The sequence below is a fragment of the Legionella sp. 27cVA30 genome, from assembly GCF_024160945.1.
Classification (GTDB): domain Bacteria; phylum Pseudomonadota; class Gammaproteobacteria; order Legionellales; family Legionellaceae; genus Legionella_A; species Legionella_A septentrionalis.
On the sequence record NZ_JAMYXK010000002.1, the window covers coordinates 322,420 to 343,997 of the forward strand.

Below are 21,578 nucleotides of genomic sequence, written 5' to 3' on the forward strand. Positions count from 1 at the left end.
TCGGAATGAAAATATTAAGGAGCAGGCTGTTATGAAGAGGTTCTATAGGATATTATTGTTATGTTCGCTTCTAGTCCCAGGTCATCTAGCAGTTGCTGCAGAACAATTTATAAAGCCTAGCCTTATTCTAAACCATATCGAACTTATACGGGCGCAAGAGGCTGGTGGCGATGAACTCTATTTTGATATCAGCATTTACCGGCCTAATAAAACTACCCAATTTGTACGGATACCGAAAGCACCTATGCATTGGCCTTCTGCAGCGAGCAAGCAAATCAAGAATGTGACCTTGTGGTCGGAACCTTTAAAAGAAGGTGAGAGCGTGGTATTGATTGCTTCCCTGATTGAGCAAGATGCTACGCCTTTAAATCCGGATGATGTGCTGGGCTCAATACGAGTTAAGCTTACCTATGAACAAGGACAATTAAAAACTCAATGGAGCATCCCCAATCGGGAACAAGGGACGGCCATGGCCAATCAGCAAGGCGATATTCAGAAATTTGAATTGTTTGATGCAGGCAGTAAATATGAAGTGTATCTGTCATTGGCAAAGTAGTTAATCTTCTTCGCCGCAGATTTTAAGGTTATTTGCTTTCGCAAAATCTAAAATGGCTTGGTAAACTTGAGGGCTGGATTCTTTTAATTTTGGATCCAATAAAACGCATTTATATCCTTCGCGGTTTACGCTGGGTTGTAAAAGCGGGGAATAGTGAATACGGCTATTTTTAAATGTGGCCATGGTGCCGCTCATGCGTTCGGCCCAGTCGCTTGGGCGAAACGGTTTACCTTGATTGGTAACGCCCTCAATTATAATTTTTTTATCTTCAGGTTCGGTCATTTTTATTACATAATAAAAACAGTATGTTTAGTATAGCACCATCTTCCTTGTATCTAAAACTAAAGGTATGATGAATGGTTGATTTTAATGAGGCAGATTTGTGAAGCGTAGAGAAAATCATTCAGGTATTTATTTATTACCTAATTTATTGACCACAGCGAGCTTGTTTGCGGCTTTTTATTCCATCGTGGCTTCAATGAAGGCACAGTATGAAACAGCTGTTATTGCCATTTTTATCGGCATGGTTGCCGATGGTTTGGATGGACGAATTGCCCGCCTTACGAATACCCAAACTGCATTTGGGGCGGAGTATGATAGCTTGTCTGATATGGTTACATTCGGTGTGGCGCCAGCGCTGCTGCTTTATAGTTGGAGTTTGCACCAGTTAGGAAAATTTGGCTGGCTTGTGGCGTTTATGTATACAGCGGCGGTGGCTTTGCGCCTGGCACGGTTTAATACACAGGTAGAAACAGCAGATAAACGCTATTTCCAGGGACTTGCATGTCCTCCCGGGGCTGCTATTGTGTCCTCTTTTGTATGGCTGGGGCATCAGAATCACTGGGAACATTTTATAGTTTCCATGCTCGCTGCGATTATTGCGGTCATTATTGGCATCCTTATGGTCAGCAATGTGCGTTATTACAGTTTTAAAGAAGTGGATTTTAAAGGAAAAGTTCCTTTCCTATATATTTTATTGATTGTAATTTTATTTGTGGCCATAGCGGCTAATCCTTCCGGAGTTTTGTTCCTTGGATTTATGCTGTATGCGTTATCAGGTCCTGTGCAAACCCTGCTCGTCATTCACCGGGTTCGTAAGCAACGTCATGCAGCCAATGATGATAAGCGTCTTAAAAGAAGACAGCGTAATCAAAAATAAGTAAATACGGGGGATAAGATGCGTTGCAATGCGCTTAATTATTCCTCTTCATCAAAACGGCGGTTAATCAAATCAGTCAAGGCTTTCACCATGGCTTCTTCATCGGGTCCATCCACATGCAAAGTAAGTTCACTGCCTTTATGGGCCGCTAGCATCATAACGCCCATAATGCTTTTGCCATTTACGGTGTGTGAGCCTTTGCTTACTTCGATATGACTTTGAAATCTTGCCGCAGTAGAGACAAATTTTGCAGAAGCCCGCGCATGTAAGCCCAATTTATTAATGATTGTGATTTTTAAATTTATCATAGTCGGTCATCCGTGTTGGGGTGTCGCAGCAGCCGTTGCTTCGCCAGGCAACTTATACAATTTCTGTCTGTGCCAAGTTATCTTCAGTTAATAAAGAATACAAAGTACTGCACTCAGTTGCTTTCCGACAAGCCGCACGAAAAGCAGGAATACTGAATTGTTTGGTGATTTGATTTAAGATTTGCAAGTGTTCCTGAATTTGGTGTTGGGGAACCACCAAGGCTAATACAATATCTACAGGTTGTTTGTCCGTAGCGCCAAAATCAACGGGATGCTGCAGTTTAAGTAAACAGGAGCACATGGTTTGAATGACTTCTGATCGTATGTGCGGAATCATTACCCCGTGCCCAATTGTGGTGCTACCCAGGCTTTCTCTTTTCCAGTAAGCATCGAACAATGCTTCCATGTTGAGTTCAGGATGGGCATCGCTAAGAATTTGGCTTATTTTTAATAAGACTGCCGTTTTGCTTTTTGCAGTAGCATCAATACAAATATCGCGTGGTTGCAAAAGATGACGAAACACCATGATAAAACTGTTAATGAGAAGTTAGGGTATTTTACTGCATCTTGACAAAAATGACACTATTTTTTTGTTTTTTAACTATTTGACTATAAATTGCGCAGATAAAACAGCGGCATAACACCGCTGTTTAAAATAAGCTATTCGCGATGATGATTGCGAAGTTTTTCTTTATGTTTAATTAATTGCCTGTCCAGCTTATCTACTAATTCATCTATAGCAGTATACATGTCATCGGATTCTGAGCTGGCGTGCAATTCACCTTTGGCGACCAGTACGGTGGCTTCGGCTTTTTGTCTTAGTTTTTCTACATCGAAAACCACATTGATCGCAGTAATCTTGTCAAAATGCCTTTCCAGTTTATCGAATTTTTCCTGCGTGAATGAGCGCAATGCGGGAGTAATTTCCATTCGATGACCTGTGAAGTTAATTTGCATAACATCCTCCTCGATTAAGAACACTAACTACGAAACTGATTTTCGCTCGTTTGAGGATAAAATCCCCAATTCTTCACGATATTTTGCAACGGTTCTGCGTGCAATTTTAATTCCTTGTGCGCCTATCAGTTGGGCAAGCTTATGGTCGCTTAAAGGGTGCTTGGAATCTTCTGCCGAAATTAATTTTTTAATAAGTGCACGGATGGCTGTTGAAGAACAAGTACCACCTTGTGCTGTAGATACGTGACTGGAAAAGAAGTATTTAAGTTCCAGTAAACCACGTGGCGTATAGATGTATTTTTGCGTAGTAACCCGGGAAATGGTGGATTCATGCACGCCAAGGGCAAAAGCTACATCGTTCAAGATGAGTGGTTTCATTGCAGTTTCACCGAATTCCAGAAACTCTTGCTGATAGTCTACTATATAACGGGCTACTTTTAACAATGTTTCTTGCCGACTTTGAATGCTTTTTAAAAACCAACGTGCCTCCTGGAGATTGTTTTTTAAGAATTGGTTGTCCTTTGCATTATTACCTCGTTTAATCAATGAAGCATAATAAGTGTTGATGCTTAAATGCGGCAAAACCTGGTCATTTAGGGCAACGTGCCATTTATTATCAATTTTTTTAACGGTCAAGTCAGGAATCGTGTATTGAGGGGTATCGCGGGAGATTGTATTTCCAGGTTTGGGATTTAACTGATGAATAATATGGATTATTTTTTGCAGAGACAGTTCATCAACTCCATAGATTGCCATGAGTTTACGATAATTATGTTGTCCAAGCAGGTCCAGATTTTCAGCAACAAGGCGTTTCGCGAATGGTAAGTAAGGAATGGAATCTGGTAATTGTTCCAGTTGGATGGATAATGTTTCGCTTAGATTGCGGGCAGCGCATCCTATAGGATCAAAGCGTTGTATGCGGTGTAAAACTGCCTCCATTTCACGAGTATCCACTTTGCTATTGGGTAGATCACGGGTAATGGTTGCGTGAAGTTCTTGCAGTGATAGGGTTAAGAAACCATCTTCGTTAATTGCATCGATGATGGTGGTGGCAATAGCTTTATCTACATCAGTCATCGGGGTCAAGTCCAGTTGCCAGTGTAAATACTCTTGAAGGTTGGTTGTGGTACAGTGCAAGGTTTCAAATACATAATCGTTTTCATTAAATTTTTTATCTTTGCCCTGATTCGTAAACAGCGGCGTCCATTGGAAATCCATATAGTCTTCTTCTGCAGAGGGGGGGGCTGCAGAGGAATAGTCTTCCGTTTCTTCATTGGGGGCAGCTTCCAACATTGGATTGGATTCAAGCTGCTGTTGAATTTCCTGCTGTAATTCCAGAGTAGATAATTGTAGTAAACGGATAGCTTGTTGTAGTTGAGGGGTTAGTGTGAGCTGATTTACCAAATTCAGCTGCAGCGAGTGTTTCATATCATCCTTTTTAATTTACCGCTATTTATTAAAGTTTAATCCATCCATGAGGATTATCCAGCCGAGTCTGGCTTAAGGAGAAAAGGATAGGTAAATAATTGATAATAGGCAACGTCCCTAAAGTTTTTTAGACAAGATTTCATCTTAAATTGAGCACAAATTTTTCTATTTCACTTCGATCTACCCCCTCTCCCGCGATAGGAGCTTTGATAGTATGATGATGCCCTTCGCGGGAGAGGGTTGGGGAGAGGGAAATGGACAAATCTGCGCTAAGACCACATCTCGTCATCAATGACCATCCGTGACATTCCCTCTCCCCAACCCTCTCCCGCGAAGGGCATCATCATACTATCAAAACTCCTATCGTGGGAGAGGGGGTAGATCGAAGTGAAATAGAAAAATTTGTGCTCAATTTAAGATGAAATCTTGGCTAAAAAACTTTAGGGACGTTGCCTAAGTAAATATAAAGGGGGACTTTAAGAAAATAACAGTACTGCAGACAGGTTGGCATTGCTTGCAGCACAATGCCAACTTATAGATTATTTAACTTTTTTCTCTTTAAAAAGCACATGCTTTCTTACTACCGGATCATACATCATCAATTCCATCTTTTCCGGATGATTACGCGGATTTTTGGTGGTGGTTTTATAATAACCAGTACCAGCGGTGGATTCCATTTTTACTTTAACGGTGACAGCGGCCACGTTTTACCCCCTATAATTAAATTTTTTCGCCTTTGGCTCTTAGCTTATCAAGAACAGCTTTAATGCCGATTTTATCAATAATTCGCATACCCTTGGTGCTTACTTTTAGGGTGACAAAGCGTTTTTCTTCTTCAACCCAAAAACGGTGAAGCTTGATATTAGGCAGAAAGCGTCTTCGTGTTTTATTATTGGCATGAGACACATTATTCCCGGTAATGGGTCGTTTGCCGGTAACTTGGCATACTCTTGACATGTTGTTACTCCAAAGGGGCCGGTACTATTTCCGGTTTGTTAATTCATGATTCGCAAGCGAATAAGTTGAATGCAATACTGGAGGCGTTTTATAGCAAAAAAAGAACAAAGATGCAAGTTGTGGTAAAAAGGAAAGAATATAGGTAAAAAAATAATCAGGTGCAAATAAGCTTGATTGTATAAAAGGACGCATTTTTCTCAATTCCCAGAATTTAAATAAAAAGTAATTTTTGAAAATCCGTTCATTTCTTGTTGCATGAAAATAAAAACCGTTGATTGAGGTTATAAAATCCCCCTATGCTGGCTTCATTTGTTTATTAGCTTTGAATTACTTAAAACAAGGAATGCAATGGTGAGATTAGCTGGAATTTAAAAAGCGCTGCAGGACGAAATTTGGTATTAAAGTCTGTTTTACTCCCAGCAGTGGAAGCCTATTGAACATAGAGCGAATGAGTTCTTTTTCAAGGTTTTTAATACTCTACCCACAGAGTTATACACAGATTTTGTGGATAACTAATATTTCATGCAAAAAATTAAAAGGGCTTTTTGCCTTGATTTTATGCGGTACTTGAAATTTAGATGCTACATTGTTTTGAAAATATGGCGGGAAGAGCAAAAAATTATCCACAGGATAAATAAGAATAATCTTTTACGTGGATTTTGAATGGTATCTAAATAAAAATAAAAAAAACAGTCTTGACGAGTTAATATTTTTAAAGATTAGCAAGCTGACTCGATGAGACGATTTCTGCCTACTTAGATAGCTTTTGAGTACCTCGAGCGCATTGGTGCGTGCTCCTTTGAAGATGGTGTTTAATCTTATCGAGCGAATCAATACATTCAATGGCAATTCGAAAATGAAATGAGGCTATTTAAAGATAGTGCCTCAACTGAAGTGTCGCAGTTTGCGGGACACGTCACTTTTTATTAATCCGTGCGGAACATCTTATGAATTCTTTTTCTATTTCAGATATGTATATCCTTATGATTGGTAGCAAAGGTACTCTTTTGGGTGCTGGTTATAATGATTCAGGGCAATTAGGCACTCTTGCAGAAGAAACGCCTTTCCTAAAAAAGATACCGTTTACTGAGCCTTTATCTCAGATAAAAACGGGCTACAAAAGCTCATTTTTAATTACTAGAGATAAGAAGCTCTTTGCCTTAGGACTTAATAGCTATGGCAAGCTTGGATTAGGCCATATCAGAAATGTTCATGAAGCTTACGAAGTTAAAGGGGTGAATGAACCTGTAGCTTGTGTTGTAACAGGTTGCTCCCATACTTTAGTTTTAACAAACAACGGGAAAGTATATGGTGCTGGGAATAATTCTTATAACCAACTTGGCCTGCCTAAAACAACAGGAGAATCTCATATTTTCATTGAAATACCTTTATCTACCGAAAAACAGGTACGTGCCAAACTTATAGCGGGAGGAGCTTATCATACAATTGCACTAACCACAGAGAATGAATTATATGCTTGGGGTATTAATTATTGGGGCCACCTAGGGCTAGGGCATACAGAGGACATTGAAAGGCCTACACAGGTGCCTTTGGAAAGTTTGGGAGGTAAAAAAATTATAGATGTAAAAGCGGGTTCTAGTTTCAGTGCCTTACTTACTGAAACTGGTCAAGTGTATTGTTGCGGAAATCTAACATTTAAGAAATTTCAAGAATTTAAGCTTGTGAAGGGATTGAATAAGGTTAAGGCTTTAGCAGTAGGAGATCGCCATATTCTAGCTTTAACTCATGATGGTAAAGTATTTGCTTGGGGAAAGAATGAGTATAAGCAAATCAGTATTTCTGCTGGCCAAATTGTTGTCTTACCTCGGTTGATTGCTACAAAAGCCGTTGCAATTAGCGGTCTAAATAATTCCTCTTTTATTTTAACCAAAGAAAATAACCCTTTATTAGCGCAGTTTGATTCTTATCAATTAAAATGCTTAGGGGAGAAAATTAACGTTTTTTTTGGGAATAAAGAAATTCCTGGATTAAAGTTTTCGATGATACAGCAAGCAGAACAAGTAAAAAAACCACTGATTAATTGGGCTCAATTTCAAAAATTATCTATATTTGCTGATATATCAATTACTAAAAATGAAGACGAAAGCTATTTAAATCTTCATTCTTTACATGTTAAAAAATAAAATGCTAGATGCATTTTGGTGAGGGAAGGGCTCATCATGTCGGGTCCAACAGCAATACAGATTTGAACATCGCTTAGTGTTTGGAGATATGCTTTGCCGTTATAAAGGTGTGCGATTCAATTGTCAGTCACTTAAACTGAGATAGCACAATCTCATAATATTGCTCCTCATATATCGATCGTGAACTTATATTGATAATAAAAGAGTTATACAGCAAGGGGTAGCTTCAATATTCGGTCAACAATTACATATCACCTGATTGGACTACATCAATCATTGAATTACCAGGAGCTTTTACAAAAATGTAGAAAGAAGGATGATTGATAAGATGAGTATTTAAGTTCAAGCGACATTCTAGGCAACGTCCCTAAAGTTTTTTAGACAAGATTTCATCTTAAATTGAGCACAAATTTTTCTATTCACTTCGATCTACCCCCTCTCCCGCGATAGGAGCTTTGATAGTATGATGATGCCCTTCGCGGAGAGGGTTGGGGAGAGGGAAATGGACAAATCTGCGCTAAGACAAGTACGAAGCATCCAACATATTGCTTCCATAAATAGCCGATCATCTTCACCATGTCGGCCTTTAGGCTTTGGAAGTAATTTTTCTAAACGAGACCACATCTCGTCATCAATGACCATCCGTGACATTCCCTCTCCCCAACCCTCTCCCGCGAAGGGCATCATCATACTATCAAAGCTCCTATCGCGGGAGAGGGGGTAGATCGAAGTGAAATAGAAAAATTTGTGCTCAATTTAAGATGAAATCTTGGCTAAAAAACTTTAGGGACGTTGCCTATATAGTCGTCAGCACGAGAAGGAAGCTTGCACTCAAGCCCTGGCTCAAATTTTAAAAGCTGAATGCAAGCGTAATAGTGTGCGTTAGGGAAGCGCAGCAAATGTATGGTATTTTGTTGTCAAACTGTATAAAATAAACTCCCTAAGCTTGGCCATTTATAGTTTTATTAAAAACGTCAGCTATAATGAGTTGCCTTCTGGATGAGTGAATCGATGCAACGAGCTATTAAAAGTTATGTTTTACGCGCTGGACGAGTCAGTAATCGTCAGCAACAAGCTTTGGACGTTTGGCTGAATCATTATCAACTTGCTCAGCAAGACACCCCCTGGTGCCTTCATCATGAATTCGATAGGAAAGCCGATACCATTGTGGAAATTGGTTTTGGGATGGGAGCTTCCTTGCTGGCTATGGCAAAAGCGCAACCTGAATACAATTACTTAGGCATTGAAGTACACCGTTCAGGAATCGGAAGCCTGGCAGCCGGTTTATATGAGCAGGGGATTAATAACGTTCGCATTGCCTCGTTTGATGCGGTGGAGGTTTTTAATAAACACATTGCAGATGATACCCTAGCAGGCGTGCAGATATTTTTTCCAGACCCATGGCCTAAAAAACGACATCATAAACGTCGCCTGGTTCAGCCGGATTTCATCCATTTATTGGCACGAAAGCTACGTACAGGGGGATTCATCCATTGTGCAACGGATTGGCAAGATTATGCCGAACATATGTTAACCGTTCTTGCAGCCGAACCTTTATTGCAGAATATCGATCCTGCTCTGGGATTTATCCCAAGACCCGACACACGCCCTTTAACTAAATTTGAAGAACGAGGCCAGCGCTTAGGGCACGGCGTTTGGGACTTAATGTTCTTACGTAATGCGGATGAATACAGTGAGATAGCAACATGATTGTCGAATTATTAGATCCATACACATCTAAGTATTCTTATCTGCAAAGAGTGTGCAAGGTTTGCAGAGAACATCAATATTCCAAAATAATTGAAAATTATAAAACATTAGTTTTGACGACTATTGAAAAGCATTATTTTACGCCCAAAATGCAAGCGTACTTCAAGTCAGTAAACCCTACAGGAGAGCCATTCACCAATTATGAGGAAGAACCAGAGCAGATTGGACAAATCAAGAAATTCGTCAATGCTCTTTACTATGCTGAATTAGCTTTAAAAGATTTTGAGACAGTTAATCTTGAAGATGGTGATCATAAACTGCAAGATTTAAGCAAACTATATTACAAAACTTCCCAATATATTTTCCAAGCTTCCTATTTGATTACTCATATAGATGTAGATTTGTTTGACATGTTTGCCAAGGAATGGGAAATAATTTCGCCTGTATTTAAGTTATTTCATAGCCATGCAGAAAATATTAAGGAAGATACCAAAAATTTCCTATTGAAACTTCCCAATTTTCAAGTCCCTCATAGTGTAGGGAAAGTCAGTGGCATTATTGTTGATCAGATGAAGCCGCACAGTGGTAAAATAGATTATGAATTTCTTACCCAGTTTACTGCAGTAATACCCGGTTATTTGGAAAAATTCAGTAAAAAAATCAGCGAATTTTCGGAAAAAGTTAAAGAGCAAGAACCGAATTTGGATAGAAAAACGCTGGCCGAACTGCAGGAACATGCTTTCCAATTGATTAATTCCATCGATAAACTCAATGGCGGTGACTTGTATTTGACGGTTAGGTTACTCCACTACATTTATATTGTCCGTCATGCCCTTACCTTAAGCATGAGCATTATTGAACAATTGGGCAATTTAAGCGATTCCACCCAGGATGCCATCCACACTAAATTGGCAGAATTTAAATATAAAGTATTACCTGAGATTTTTGACAGCATAGACAATCTGGAAGTCCAATTCATGTTAAAACCGGGAACCATAGCACAGCCAGTTATGGAGGGCTTTAGGCAGGTATATGCTTCGCTGACAGAATACACCGGAAAAATGGTTAATTTTGCCAGCAAGGGTGAACAGCATAAAACAATCGAAGATGTGGAGTTTCTGTCTTATCGCCTAGAGCGAACCTATCAGCGCATCGCTGCTAACAAAAAGAAACTGGTTTCGATTGAAGAAGCTCAGAAAGCGGCAACGTCCTTTTTTCGTATCCTCAAAGAGCAGCAAAATACTCATACGAGGCTTGTAGATGTATCAGTTGAAATTAAAAAACAATTAGCTTTTTATTATCATTATTTACACCCTTATATGGCTCAAATGGATATGGATCTTGATCATACTATCCTGGATAGTTTGTCAAGAGAAAAGGGGGTGATTGAAGCCATTGGAAAACCATTGCACTGGCTCCCCTATATGGATTACACCGATGACATCGGTTTTATCCTTGGCAAGGGTAGAAAAATAGAAACTGAGAAGGAACTTAATATTTTATTCTCAAGACAGAGAGAAACGATTAAGTTTAATGAAGAAATCAATAACGAGGTCATCAGCACCATTCAGCAAGATGCTGAAGTTCATCTCCATCCTTGGACTAATAAGACGAATGCGTTTACAGTGGATGCCTCCACGATAACCAAAAATGAGTTCCTTTTAACGATTTTTAATCTTATGGATGGTAAGGGTGAAGCCCCTGTGCTTTCTGATACACAGGCTTCGCAGGTCAACAGCTTATATAGGGAAAAAAGGCAAGAATTACTTGAAGCGCATACTGCCTTAAAGCTTTTTTGCGAGATATTGAACAATGAAGTGCACCAATCGGAAAGCTCTGAGCAGCTTTTAACGAAACTCGACAAAGAGAAAAAAGACAATCTATACCGCTTATATAGACAATTTCGATATTATCTGGTTAGAGCCAATATGGAAGGCAATATTTCCCTGGATCATACCTTGGAAGCTTGTTTGCAACCTGACCCAACAAAAGAATTTGGCCTGCGGCAAGGGGAAGAAACTGAAATTTCAATAAAGGGAATCCTGCAAAAAATTCTTCCTTTTGAAAAAGGTATCTGCGCTATCGGTACCGCATTTCTAAAATTAAATGACAACTCTGCAGGAAAACCCAATTTACTTGCTGCCGAACAGGCTCTTGAAGTGTATGGGTTATGTGAGATAAAGATAGCAAAACTTAAAAGAGCAAAAGAAGCATATCAGGAATTTGCTAATATTTTAGCCAGGCAAATTGACCGCAGCAATGATGGCTTACTTTTGGAATCGCTGGGAAGTTATTCTAAAGGAAAACTTCGAAGTTTGTACGCTATCTTTCAGCCTTATCTTGCCAGTGCACAAATAGGGAATGGCATGGGGTTGGATCAAAAGATTATTGAAAGTATCAGCAAGGAAAAGACGGAAAATCCTGTTTTAGTTGGCACTGTTCTAAAAGAGGTAGCCGCTTTAAGTGATGGTCTAACATCCGAACTTGAAAATTTAGAAGATGATTGCCGTTTCATAAAAAATTACCATTTATTGTTGCAAGCATTTGCAACCGAAAGCAAACCACTTGCAAAACCTGCATCTTTACCTCGGGCTCACCATGTGATTAAACATCAGAAGTTTTCGCAAACTTTGACTGAAGTGAAGGTAACTTGCGAGCGTTTTTTAAGATTTTTTAATCCCGCAATCCTGGCTCGTTTAAAGCCAGCGCAAACAGGCATTCCTTATCCTGAGTTAGAATCTTTGGATGAAGCTTTAAAAGAAAGCCATCAGACACTTAAATTAAAACGGTTATTTAATTGTTTATACCATTTGGAACAAGCCAGTATTAATCTGGAAAGTCTGAATGAAAAAAGCGGGCAATTCAAATATATGGTGGCTGTCATTCATGCCGGATATGAGCTTTATCAAGCTTGGGAACTTATTAAAGCCTTAGCTAAAGATCCTGCCTTTGCACTGATTGGCCATGAAATTTTACATAAGCTCCAGCATGTTTATACTCTAGGATTGAGTGTTACCAAACCCTATCTACCACAAAAAGATGCCCTGTTACCGGAAACAAGTATTGGTGTTGGGGCCAATTACTTTATTAATATTTTAATGATTCTGCCTGAACACATAATACATGCGCAGAAAAAAGAAGATCTTAGTTCCGAACTTTTGGAAAAACTTCAGGCAAGCTCCCTTGCAAGCGCTAAGGAAATTGAACGGATTATTAATAGTTCCGATTCTTTATTTAAGTTATTTTTCAAAATATCCCCCATGTACAATCTGTTTAACAAGCTAAAAACGCAGTTGACGGATTTAGCCTTGACTGCACACGATTCCATTGCTGATCACTTAACAGAAATCAGGGATAGGGTATTAACGGGCATCCTATTGGAAACCGACCGTTGGGAAGACCAGCTGGGTTTAATGCCGGGTGCGTTATCGAATACCATGAAACGCATCCTGGATGAATTTTACCAAGGGTTGCTGGAGCCGCTGGGACTTGCCTCGCAACACCATATAAACCTGATTACCAGTACAGTTCCTTTGCAAAACCGTGAAGAGAATGTAAATGAAAAAATCAAGCAGGCTAAGCAGGAAAAAGCCAGAATTGCCGAGCAGCGGGAAATTGTAAAAAGCGTGTTAAACAATATACAAATGTATGATTCTGCTGCAATACGCTCCAATGTCAAAATTTTTGCCCATGTACAAAATTCCTTACACGAGAATATAAGAAGAGCCCTACCCTTATTCACGGCACAAAGTTCAGCCATTGTAGAGAGTGAGGGATTGGATATAGAAGGAGTTCGCGCCTTACTGGATAAACCAATTAACGAAGAGAATCTGGAAAAACTCGAACTATTGGCTCTTAATAGCTTAAATTGTCTTGCAGGTGCAGATGCTTCCCAGGATGTGGTAATAGAAACTGCCGCTGAAAAGAAGGATTATTTTGCAGAATTAGCTCAGGACCAAGAAAAATTAAATAATCAATTCATTACTGATTATAAGAAGGATTTTTTCAAAAAGCAGCTTGAAATCTATGCCGGCAAACAATTTGGTTTGATTCATTGTGGAGGCGAGTATCAGGAAAAACTCAAAGCTTACCTTTATAGCCAGGAAGATGCGCTATTGGCTACGATACCTGATTCCGGAGATATAAAGGATGCGGTAATGAAATTGCTGCAAAACTCGATACGGCATTTTGAGCATCGCAATTATCAGCATTATCACCGTTTAGACAGCATAAGGGCAGCTATTGCAAACTTTCAATTATATATTTTCCAGATTAACAAAGAATTGGATGAAAGCACTGCACCAGAAAAAAGAACCCTGTTTGAAAGCGAAAAAACCTTGCGGGTTAAATTAGCACATATTAATAAGCTGCAAGAAATGGCAGAAAATAAAAATTTAAGCATCGTTGAACGCATACAACAGATTCGCCAACATGTGAAAGGAGAGCAATTTTCCCGAGACATGCTGAAATATCATGAGCATCATAATGAAACATGGATGTGGTTGAAACAATGCATTTTATATCTGTTTGAATTGCTTGGTTTGTATACTCCGCCCTATAAAAAACATTATCAGCACTTGGTAGAAGTTACTGAGAAAGAGCAAAGTATAAACAATTTAAGCGCCCGTTTTGGTTTATTCTCCACGGATTTGCGCGGGTATAATTTGCCTACTTTGGTAGAGGAACCGACTCCACAACCGAATGTGCTTTCTACGCTTAGCATGCAATGACTTGCTTAAACGCGCCAGACCCCATAAAATCTTAATTTTCTTTTGCTAGGCGGGAGTAATAACGCATGGGGTGGAATGAGCCGGATAAAGATAAAGATCCATGGAGCGGTAAAAATCAACAACCCCCGGATCTGGATGAAGCATTAAAGCGTTTGCAGGAGAAATTGAAGAAAACCATTTTTGGTAATCGTCCCGATGGCAACAAGCCCGTATCTTCAGCCAGCGGTGGTTTCTTAGTGTTGATTACTGCATTGATAGCCGTAGTTTTATGGGCTTTATCAGGAATATTTATTGTTGATCCCGCCGAACAAGCGGCTATTCTTCGTTTTGGCAAATACATAGAAACAGTAGGCCCTGGCCCTCACTGGATCCCAAGGCTTATTTCTTCCAAAGTAGTTCTTAATGTTGATCGCGTTTCGGATTACTCCTATTCAGGGCAAATGCTGACCAAAGATGAGAATCTTGTGTCCGTCGCTTTGGTTGTGCAATACCGTATTGGTGATCTGGAAGATTACTTGTTTAATGTTGCAGATCCTCAGGAAAGTTTGCAGCAAGCCACTTCCAGTGCTTTGCGCCAAGTAGTTGGCCAAACTACTCTGGATGAAATTATTACCGAAGGCCGGGAGGCTTGGGGAAGCAACGTACAGGATTCTTTAATCAAAATTCTCGAAAGTTATAAAACCGGTATTGTGATTGTCAACGTTTCTCCACAACCGGCCCGGGCTCCTGAAAATGTACAAGATGCCTTTGACGATGCGATTAAAGCGCAGGAAGATGAAAAGCGGTTTAAGGAGCAGGCGCGGGCTTATGAAGCTCGGGTAATTCCAATAGCTGAAGGAAGGGCACAGCGTATTCTTGAAGAGGCACGTGCCTATGCGCAACAGGTTGTATTACGTGCCAAAGGCGAAACAGCTGAATTCCTGCAATTATTGCCGCAGTATACCCGTGCGCCCGACGTCACAGGCGAACGCATGTATCTGGATACCATGCAACAGGTTTTAAGCAACAGCAGTAAAATTATAGTGGATGGTAAATCCGGGAATTTGCTCTATCTTCCTCTGGAGAAATTAATAGGCTCTACTCCCACTTTAAATATCAACAAACAGGAAATGGCTAAAAATACGGATGTGACGAACGCTACAGACGATGAAGCTTTATTCGATGGCCGCAGTATCGTTAGACCTACCGAACGTCCTGGGAGGAATGAACAATGAAAGCAACCAAAGCTCTCTTGGCCATAGTGATTTTTATTTCCTTAATCATTCTGTTCGCCAGCGTATTTACCATTACCCAAGGCCAACATGGAATTCTTTTAAGGCTTGGGCGGTTAGTAAAAGAACCCGGTACTGACAAAGTGAAAGTGTTAGCCCCGGGCTTACACATCAAAGTTCCTTTTATTGAAAGCGTGCGTTTATTCGATACCCGTATCCAAACCCTGGACATCAAGTCTTCCCGAATCGTGACGCGTGAGAAAAAAGATGTGATTGTTGATTATTACGTAAAATGGCAAATTGATGATCTTTCCCAATATTTTAAAGCAACAAGCGGAAATCAATTTAAAGCTGAGACGTTACTGGAGCAACAATTAAATACCTCTTTACGCGCACAATTTGGAAAGCGTACCATCTCGGAAGTGGTTTCCGGCGGGCGCGATGATGTAATGGGGATGCTGCGCGAGCGCGCTGAGCAGCAAGCTGCACAATTGGGGATCCATGTGGTGGATGTGCGGATCAAAGGGATTGAATTGCCACCCAATACCAGTAATGCCATTTATCAGCGCATGCGTGCTGACATGCAAAAAATTGCCAACCGGCACCGTGCGGACGGTAATGCAGCTGCGGAGGCAATTCAAGCTGCCGCTGATGCGAAAGTGACGGTTTTGCTAGCGAAGGCACGAAGTGAAGGTCAAATTCTCCGAGCTCAAGGGCAAGCTGCTGCTGCGGCTATTTATGCTGATGCATTTGGCCAAAATAAGGAATTTTTTGCGCTTTATCGTAGTTTAAAAGCTTATATTGAAAGCTTTAACAGTAAACAGGATATTTTAGTGCTGGATCAGAACAGTACTTTTTTTAACTATTTTAGACATGGTGCAACAAAAGGGAATGGTATTGCAGCGCGGAGTTAACTATAATATTCGACTTTCTAAAAAGGGTTAAGCATACTTAACCCTTTTTTGTTGGAGATGGTGTGTTAATTAGTTTTCTTTCCGCATTGGCTTTGGTATTTGTATTTGAAGGCATCATGCCTTTTATTGCTCCCGAGAAGTGGAAGAAGCTGCTTTTGAAAATCATTATTCAGGATGAAAGAGCGTTACGTATTTTTGGCTTGTTTAGTATGTTAATGGGGGTTGTATTGCTCACCATTATTCATCAATTTGCAGAGTAAGAGTTCATTATGGGTAGAAATGTTGTAGTAGTGGGTACACAGTGGGGTGATGAAGGCAAGGGTAAGATTGTTGATCTGTTGACCCAAAATGCACAGGCGGTTGTGCGTTACCAAGGTGGCCACAATGCTGGGCACACCTTAAAAATCAATGGAGAGAAAACGGTTTTACGTCTGATTCCATCAGGTATGCTAAGACCCCATGTACAATGCTATATCGGCAATGGCGTAGTTTTATCTCCGCAAGCGCTGCTGGATGAAATCAAGGAATTAGAAAACAAGGGAATAGATGTACGAAGACGCTTGCACATAAGCCAGGCATGTCCTCTTATATTGTCTTGTCATGTTTCTTTGGATAAAGCACGGGAAATTCACAAAGGGAATGCTGCGATTGGCACGACAGGGCGGGGCATTGGGCCTGCCTATGAAGATAAAATAGCACGGCGCGCAATAAAAGCCGGCGATTTGTTACATCGCGAGCGATTTATTTCTAAGCTGAAAGAATTGCTGGAATACCATAATTTTTTATTAACTCATTATTACCAGCAGCCTGCGGTAGATATGGAAAGCATTTTACAAGACTCGCTAACCTGGGCGGAAGAATTAAAGCCTATGATAAAAGATGTAACCACCTGTTTACATGAGCATCGCAGCCGGGGAGACAACATTTTATTTGAAGGCGCACAAGGAGTTTATCTGGACATTGATCATGGAACGTATCCTTTTGTAACGTCTTCAAACACATGCGTAGGCAGCGTGATTAATGGCGCAGGTTTTGGTCCGCGTTATTTAGATTATATTCTGGGGATCACCAAGGCATATACTACCCGTGTTGGTGGTGGTCCCTTTCCTACTGAACTCAAGGATGAAATTGGCAAGCGATTGGCAGAGCGTGGCAATGAATTCGGAGCCGTTACCGGACGCCCACGCCGTTGCGGCTGGTTTGATGCAGTATTGTTACGTCGGTCTATAGAATTAAACAGCCTTTCTGGCTTATGTATGACGAAACTGGATGTTTTAGACGGTTTATCCACTGTACGCATCGCTGTGGCTTATCGTACACCCGATGGAAAATTGTTGCATCGCCCACCGCAAGCAGCCGAGGATTTTACTGACTTGGAAGTTGTATATGAAGAATTGTCAGGCTGGAATGAGTCTACGGCAGATGTTACCGAAGTTGCACAATTACCGGAAAATGCAAAGGCTTATGTTAAGCGCATTGAAGAATTATTAGAGATTCCAGTTGATATGCTATCAACGGGGCCTGAGCGTAATTCAACCATTATTTTGCGTGATCCATTCGCCTAAAAGGGCATATTATACTGGTGTCCTGGCTGTAATTCTCCAAAAGCAGCATGGTATCCTGCCCTGGCAGATAGCTGTGGGCAGGAACACCATCCTTGCTTAACCTATGCAAGCCCTTGCGCATATTGGCAATAGATTTAACAAGTATGGCTTACAATAATGATCTATGGGTTGGGATGCTCCTGCTTATGTTCATTCTTCTGGTTTTCATTGCTTTGCACTATTCCACAGGCAATGCGATCGCCGCCACCTCCGGCTTTCGGGTTGTCGCTATAGTTATCGCCGCCGGCATGAATCATTACGGCTGTATTTTTAAGTACACTGGTTTTCAACCGTGGTGCTAAAGTCGGCGTTGTAGCTTTACCATCTGCAGTAACGTATAAAACGGGTAAATCCCCAAGGTGGCCTGAGCCATAAGGTCCTTGATGTGATTTTGTGTTGTCCGGATCGAAATGTTCTCCTGCATCCATGCCATGGGCGGCGCAATTAGAATGCTGGTGTAAATGTAAACCATGCAAGCCTGGCGTCAAGCCATGTAAATCGGGAATAATCAATAATCCTTTTGCTGTATCTTTAAAAAGAATTTCCCCCAGTGAATTTTCAGCAGCGGTGGTGTCGTAAATTGTAACCCGTACTTGTTCCGCATGACTCGCAAGACTTGCAAAAGTCAACGCTGTAATGAAAAACCATTTATTCATACACCACTCCTTAGTTATTTATACCGGGTTTTTAGCATAGCAGATGTAGGGAAAAAGCATAGGTCATATAGACTCAAGCTGTATTGTGCTATTATTTTTTCTTCCCCCATTTACTTGTTACCTCATGGAATCGCTAAAAGTAAGACTTATACTTGCTTGCGCCATATTTTTTTGGGGATCTGCTTATGTAGGCATCCGTATTGGTTTAGCTTCTTTTTCTCCAGGAGCACTGGCGCTATTTCGTTTCTTTATTGCTTCAATCATTATGTTTTTCATTTACCGCTGCACTTCATTCACCCAAAGCCTTCCTTGGCGTGTTCGCATGCAACTGATAATCATTGGAATGATTGGCATTGGGTTATATAACATTTGCCTCAATTATGGGGAATTGACCGTTTCTGCAGGGATAGCGAGTTTCATTGTAGGATTGATGCCGGTGATTACTTTGCTGTTTTCAATTATTTTCCTCAAAGAACGCCCAGCCCCTGTGGTGTATGTGGGGATAAGCATCAGCTTGCTGGGACTTCTAGGGATTGCTTTAGCAGAAAATATTCATCACTCCATGCAAATCGGGATTTGCGCTTTATTTTGTTCCGCAGTCGTTGGCGCATTCTATACGATAATTCTACGACCTTTTTTAAGGCATTATCATCCAATTGCCGTATCAGCTTGGACTATTTGGGGCGGCATGATGATTTTATTAATGTATGTTTCATCATTATGGCACGAATTGGGGCATGCTGATCATAGAAGTATACTGGCTGCTTTATACATTGGCATTTTCCCCGCTGCATTAGCTTACATGGCTTGGAGTTATGTTTTGAACTTCCTGCCTGCTTCGCGGGCAGTTTTATATCTTTATGCCGCGCCGCTCGTTGCCATGCTGCTTGGTTTTTTCTTATTGCAGGAATGCCCATCCTTATTTTCACTAGCCGGTTGTGTATTAGCGCTGCTGGGTGCATTACTGGCGTCTTGTTCCCATTTGTTGCCATTTGCTTTCAAATCACGGCGAAAACTAGTAGTGGAATAACTATTGTGTTTAAAACCATGAACTTAATCTCGCTTCTGTAGGTATTAACCGGCTATACTAAATTTTTTCAACGATATGATTTGCCATGGAATTACTCGTTAATAAGCCTTTCAAAGCTTTGTTTGAACCTTTGGATCTCGGGTTCACGCAATTAAAAAACCGTCTTCTTATGGGTTCTATGCATACCGGATTGGAGGAAGACAAGCCTGATTTGCAGCGTCTTGCCACTTTTTATAAAGAGCGGGCCCAAAGTGGGGTGGGATTAATCGTTACCGGTGGTTTTGCTCCAAATCGCGCCGGCCGGCTGGCTCCATTTGCTGCGAAGTTGACTTCGGTAACTGAACAGCGCCGGCATGAAATAGTAACGCATTCCGTACATGAGGCTGGTGGTAAAATTGCCTTGCAAATTCTCCATGCAGGACGTTATGGGTATCATCCGTTTATCGTTGCTCCAAGCCGGATAAAATCGCCCATCAGCCCTTTTACACCTTGGGAGATGAGCAAACACCGCATACTAAAAACCATCCAGCATTTTGCCCGTTGCGCCCGGCTTGCGAAAGCAGCAGGGTACGATGGGGTGGAGATCATGGGCAGCGAAGGGTATTTGATTAATGAATTTATCGTTACCCATACGAATCAACGCCGCGATGAATGGGGAGGTTCTTACGCAAACCGCATGCGGTTCCCGATAGAAATTGTAAAAGCCGTAAGAGAAGCCGTGGGTGGGCAATTTATTATTATTTTCAGATTGTCCATGCTGGATCTGATTGCCGAAGGCAGTTCCTGGGATGAAATCGTTGAGTTGGCAAAAGCCATAGAAGCAGCGGGAGCAAGTATGATTAATACTGGGATCGGCTGGCACGAGGCACGAATTCCAACGATCGCGACCATGGTGCCACCAGCGGCGTTTACTTCGGTTACCAAACGCTTAAAACCCGATATTAATATTCCGATTATCACTTCAAATAGGATTAATACGCCGGAGTTGGCAAATGCAGTACTGGAAAACGGGGCGGCGGATCTTATCTCCATGGCAAGGCCATTCCTTGCAGACGCGCAATTTGCTGAAAAAGCGAAGCGTGGAGAAAGCGAAATGATTAATGTTTGTATTGCCTGTAACCAAGCCTGTCTCGATCGCGTTTTTGTGAATAAAACGGCTTCATGCCTGGTAAATCCTCGTGCTTGTAATGAGACAGAATTAATCTATCAGGCTACCAACTGTCCCAAGCGCATTGGTGTGGTAGGCGCAGGGCCAGCAGGGTTAGCTTTTGCCGCCGTGTGTGCAGAAAGAGGGCACCAGGTCACTTTATTTGAAAAAAGCGCATGGCTTGGGGGACAATTTAACTTAGCTAAGCAAATTCCCGGTAAAGAAGAATTCCAGCATACCATCCATTATTTTTCCCAACAATTGCAAAAATTCCAAGTCGATGTGCGTATGCAGACGGAGGCTAGCCTGGAATTGCTACAGGATTTTGACGAAATAGTTTTAGCGACCGGTGTCGATGCAAGAATCCCCGAGATCCCAGGGATTCGTCATGCCATGGTAATGACTTACATTGAAGCCATTACCGGGCAAAAAATTCCAGGGCAACGCGTCGCCCTCATTGGCGCCGGCGGAATAGGTTTTGATGTCGCCGAGTGGTTGACCCATGAGACAGCGAATTCCCGTGACCAATTTTATAAGGAATGGGGCATTGATATTAGCGGGCAGCACCGCGGCGGGCTAATGCCGCCTGCAATTTCCCCTTCCTTGCGGGAAGTATATTTATTACAAAGGAAAAAAGAAAAATTAGGGAAGCGCCTGGGGAAAACGACGGGCTGGATCCATCGTTTAAGCCTTAAACATAAAAAAGTGCATATGGTAAATAACGTCAGCTATGAAAAAATTGACGATGCGGGTTTACACATTCGTATAGGTGAGGAGCCTAGATTATTAGCCGTTGATTCGATTATTATCTGTGCCGGTCAAATTGAACAGCGTTCCTTGTATGAACCGTTAAAGGAGCAGGGATTGTCGGTGCATTTAATTGGCGGAGCCTTTCGGGCTTTGGAATTGGATGCACGGCATGCCATTGATCAAGCTTGTCGCTTGGCGGCATTAATATGAGTTCTTGGTTTCACTGTGAATATAGCTCTCCGTTGAACATTTTTAAGACGTTTGAATGATAATGAATTTAATTCGATGCATTAGTAATTTGTTTTTGCTTCCGTTGC

Annotated in this window: 21 protein-coding genes; 11 read left to right on the top strand and 10 right to left on the bottom strand. The window is 41.2% G+C overall.

What is annotated here, in order from left to right; all coding sequences use genetic code 11:
- The first annotated feature begins 31 nt into the window (after window positions 1-31).
- Window positions 32-556 carry a hypothetical protein gene (locus NKV53_RS06800; RefSeq protein ID WP_127033383.1) on the top strand — a complete coding sequence of 175 codons (525 nt, stop codon included), beginning with the start codon at window positions 32-34 and terminating at the stop codon, window positions 554-556.
- Here NKV53_RS06800 and NKV53_RS06805 read toward each other — a convergent pair whose 3' ends face one another.
- On the bottom strand, window positions 557-838 hold the full coding sequence (locus NKV53_RS06805; protein WP_126954721.1) for a DUF3579 domain-containing protein: 282 nt from the start codon (window positions 836-838) through the stop codon (window positions 557-559).
- A 100-nt stretch (window positions 839-938) separates the two neighbouring features.
- Here NKV53_RS06805 and pssA point away from each other — a divergent pair, with 100 nt between their 5' ends.
- Window positions 939-1,715, top strand: coding sequence for a CDP-diacylglycerol--serine O-phosphatidyltransferase (gene pssA, locus NKV53_RS06810; RefSeq protein ID WP_126954720.1), 777 nt, complete (start codon window positions 939-941; stop codon window positions 1,713-1,715).
- A 38-nt stretch (window positions 1,716-1,753) separates the two neighbouring features.
- On the opposite strand, the gene NKV53_RS06815 is transcribed toward pssA, so the two are convergent.
- The 7 genes from NKV53_RS06815 to rpmB form a co-directional block, all read right to left on the bottom strand.
- Window positions 1,754-2,023, bottom strand: coding sequence for an HPr family phosphocarrier protein (locus NKV53_RS06815; RefSeq protein WP_126954719.1), 270 nt, complete (start codon window positions 2,021-2,023; stop codon window positions 1,754-1,756).
- Between the two features lie 52 nt (window positions 2,024-2,075).
- On the bottom strand, window positions 2,076-2,549 hold the full coding sequence (locus NKV53_RS06820) for a PTS sugar transporter subunit IIA (protein WP_126954718.1): 474 nt from the start codon (window positions 2,547-2,549) through the stop codon (window positions 2,076-2,078).
- Window positions 2,550-2,683: 134 nt separating this feature from the next.
- A complete protein-coding gene (hpf, locus tag NKV53_RS06825; RefSeq protein ID WP_126954717.1) occupies window positions 2,684-2,980 on the bottom strand; it encodes a ribosome hibernation promoting factor in 297 nt (98 codons plus the stop codon).
- 27 nt (window positions 2,981-3,007) lie between these two features.
- A complete protein-coding gene (locus NKV53_RS06830; protein WP_127057485.1) occupies window positions 3,008-4,408 on the bottom strand; it encodes an RNA polymerase factor sigma-54 in 1,401 nt (466 codons plus the stop codon).
- Window positions 4,409-4,547: 139 nt separating this feature from the next.
- On the bottom strand, window positions 4,548-4,697 hold the full coding sequence (locus tag NKV53_RS06835) for a hypothetical protein (RefSeq protein ID WP_253350889.1): 150 nt from the start codon (window positions 4,695-4,697) through the stop codon (window positions 4,548-4,550).
- A gap of 250 nt (window positions 4,698-4,947) precedes the next feature.
- Entirely contained in the window at window positions 4,948-5,112 is a 165-nt protein-coding gene (gene rpmG, locus NKV53_RS06840) for a 50S ribosomal protein L33 (RefSeq protein WP_126954715.1), read from the bottom strand.
- A gap of 16 nt (window positions 5,113-5,128) precedes the next feature.
- Window positions 5,129-5,365, bottom strand: a complete 237-nt coding sequence (gene rpmB, locus NKV53_RS06845; RefSeq protein ID WP_126954714.1) for a 50S ribosomal protein L28 — start codon at window positions 5,363-5,365, stop codon at window positions 5,129-5,131.
- A gap of 947 nt (window positions 5,366-6,312) precedes the next feature.
- Here rpmB and NKV53_RS06850 point away from each other — a divergent pair.
- On the top strand, window positions 6,313-7,509 hold the full coding sequence (locus tag NKV53_RS06850; protein WP_253350892.1) for a hypothetical protein: 1,197 nt from the start codon (window positions 6,313-6,315) through the stop codon (window positions 7,507-7,509).
- Window positions 7,510-7,938: 429 nt separating this feature from the next.
- Here the strand turns inward: NKV53_RS06850 and NKV53_RS06855 are convergent, their stop codons facing one another.
- Entirely contained in the window at window positions 7,939-8,199 is a 261-nt protein-coding gene (locus NKV53_RS06855) for a transposase (protein ID WP_253350894.1), read from the bottom strand.
- Between the two features lie 321 nt (window positions 8,200-8,520).
- Here NKV53_RS06855 and trmB point away from each other — a divergent pair, with 321 nt between their 5' ends.
- The 6 genes from trmB (at window position 8,521) to NKV53_RS06885 (ending at window position 17,639) form a co-directional block, all read left to right on the top strand.
- Window positions 8,521-9,219, top strand: a complete 699-nt coding sequence (gene trmB, locus NKV53_RS06860) for a tRNA (guanosine(46)-N7)-methyltransferase TrmB (protein ID WP_127057226.1) — start codon at window positions 8,521-8,523, stop codon at window positions 9,217-9,219.
- 113 nt (window positions 9,220-9,332) lie between these two features.
- Entirely contained in the window at window positions 9,333-13,949 is a 4,617-nt protein-coding gene (locus NKV53_RS06865) for a hypothetical protein (RefSeq protein ID WP_253350896.1), read from the top strand.
- 65 nt (window positions 13,950-14,014) lie between these two features.
- Window positions 14,015-15,163: an FtsH protease activity modulator HflK gene (gene hflK / locus NKV53_RS06870; RefSeq protein WP_126954097.1), complete on the top strand. Its 1,149-nt coding sequence runs from the start codon at window positions 14,015-14,017 to the stop codon at window positions 15,161-15,163.
- Window positions 15,160-16,074 carry a protease modulator HflC gene (hflC, locus tag NKV53_RS06875; protein WP_126954096.1) on the top strand — a complete coding sequence of 305 codons (915 nt, stop codon included), beginning with the start codon at window positions 15,160-15,162 and terminating at the stop codon, window positions 16,072-16,074. The genes hflK and hflC overlap by 4 nt, the downstream gene beginning before the upstream one ends.
- A gap of 62 nt (window positions 16,075-16,136) precedes the next feature.
- Complete coding sequence (locus tag NKV53_RS06880) at window positions 16,137-16,334, top strand: DUF2065 domain-containing protein (protein ID WP_126954095.1); 198 nt, start codon at window positions 16,137-16,139, stop codon at window positions 16,332-16,334.
- A gap of 9 nt (window positions 16,335-16,343) precedes the next feature.
- Window positions 16,344-17,639, top strand: a complete 1,296-nt coding sequence (locus NKV53_RS06885; RefSeq protein WP_253350897.1) for an adenylosuccinate synthase — start codon at window positions 16,344-16,346, stop codon at window positions 17,637-17,639.
- Between the two features lie 161 nt (window positions 17,640-17,800).
- On the opposite strand, the gene NKV53_RS06890 is transcribed toward NKV53_RS06885, so the two are convergent.
- Complete coding sequence (locus tag NKV53_RS06890) at window positions 17,801-18,334, bottom strand: superoxide dismutase family protein (protein WP_127111041.1); 534 nt, start codon at window positions 18,332-18,334, stop codon at window positions 17,801-17,803.
- Window positions 18,335-18,458: 124 nt separating this feature from the next.
- On the opposite strand from NKV53_RS06890, the gene NKV53_RS06895 reads away from it, so the two are divergent.
- Window positions 18,459-19,364: a DMT family transporter gene (locus tag NKV53_RS06895; protein WP_253350898.1), complete on the top strand. Its 906-nt coding sequence runs from the start codon at window positions 18,459-18,461 to the stop codon at window positions 19,362-19,364.
- 85 nt (window positions 19,365-19,449) lie between these two features.
- Window positions 19,450-21,471, top strand: coding sequence for an NADPH-dependent 2,4-dienoyl-CoA reductase (locus NKV53_RS06900; protein WP_126954091.1), 2,022 nt, complete (start codon window positions 19,450-19,452; stop codon window positions 21,469-21,471).
- Window positions 21,472-21,578: the final 107 nt, after the last annotated feature.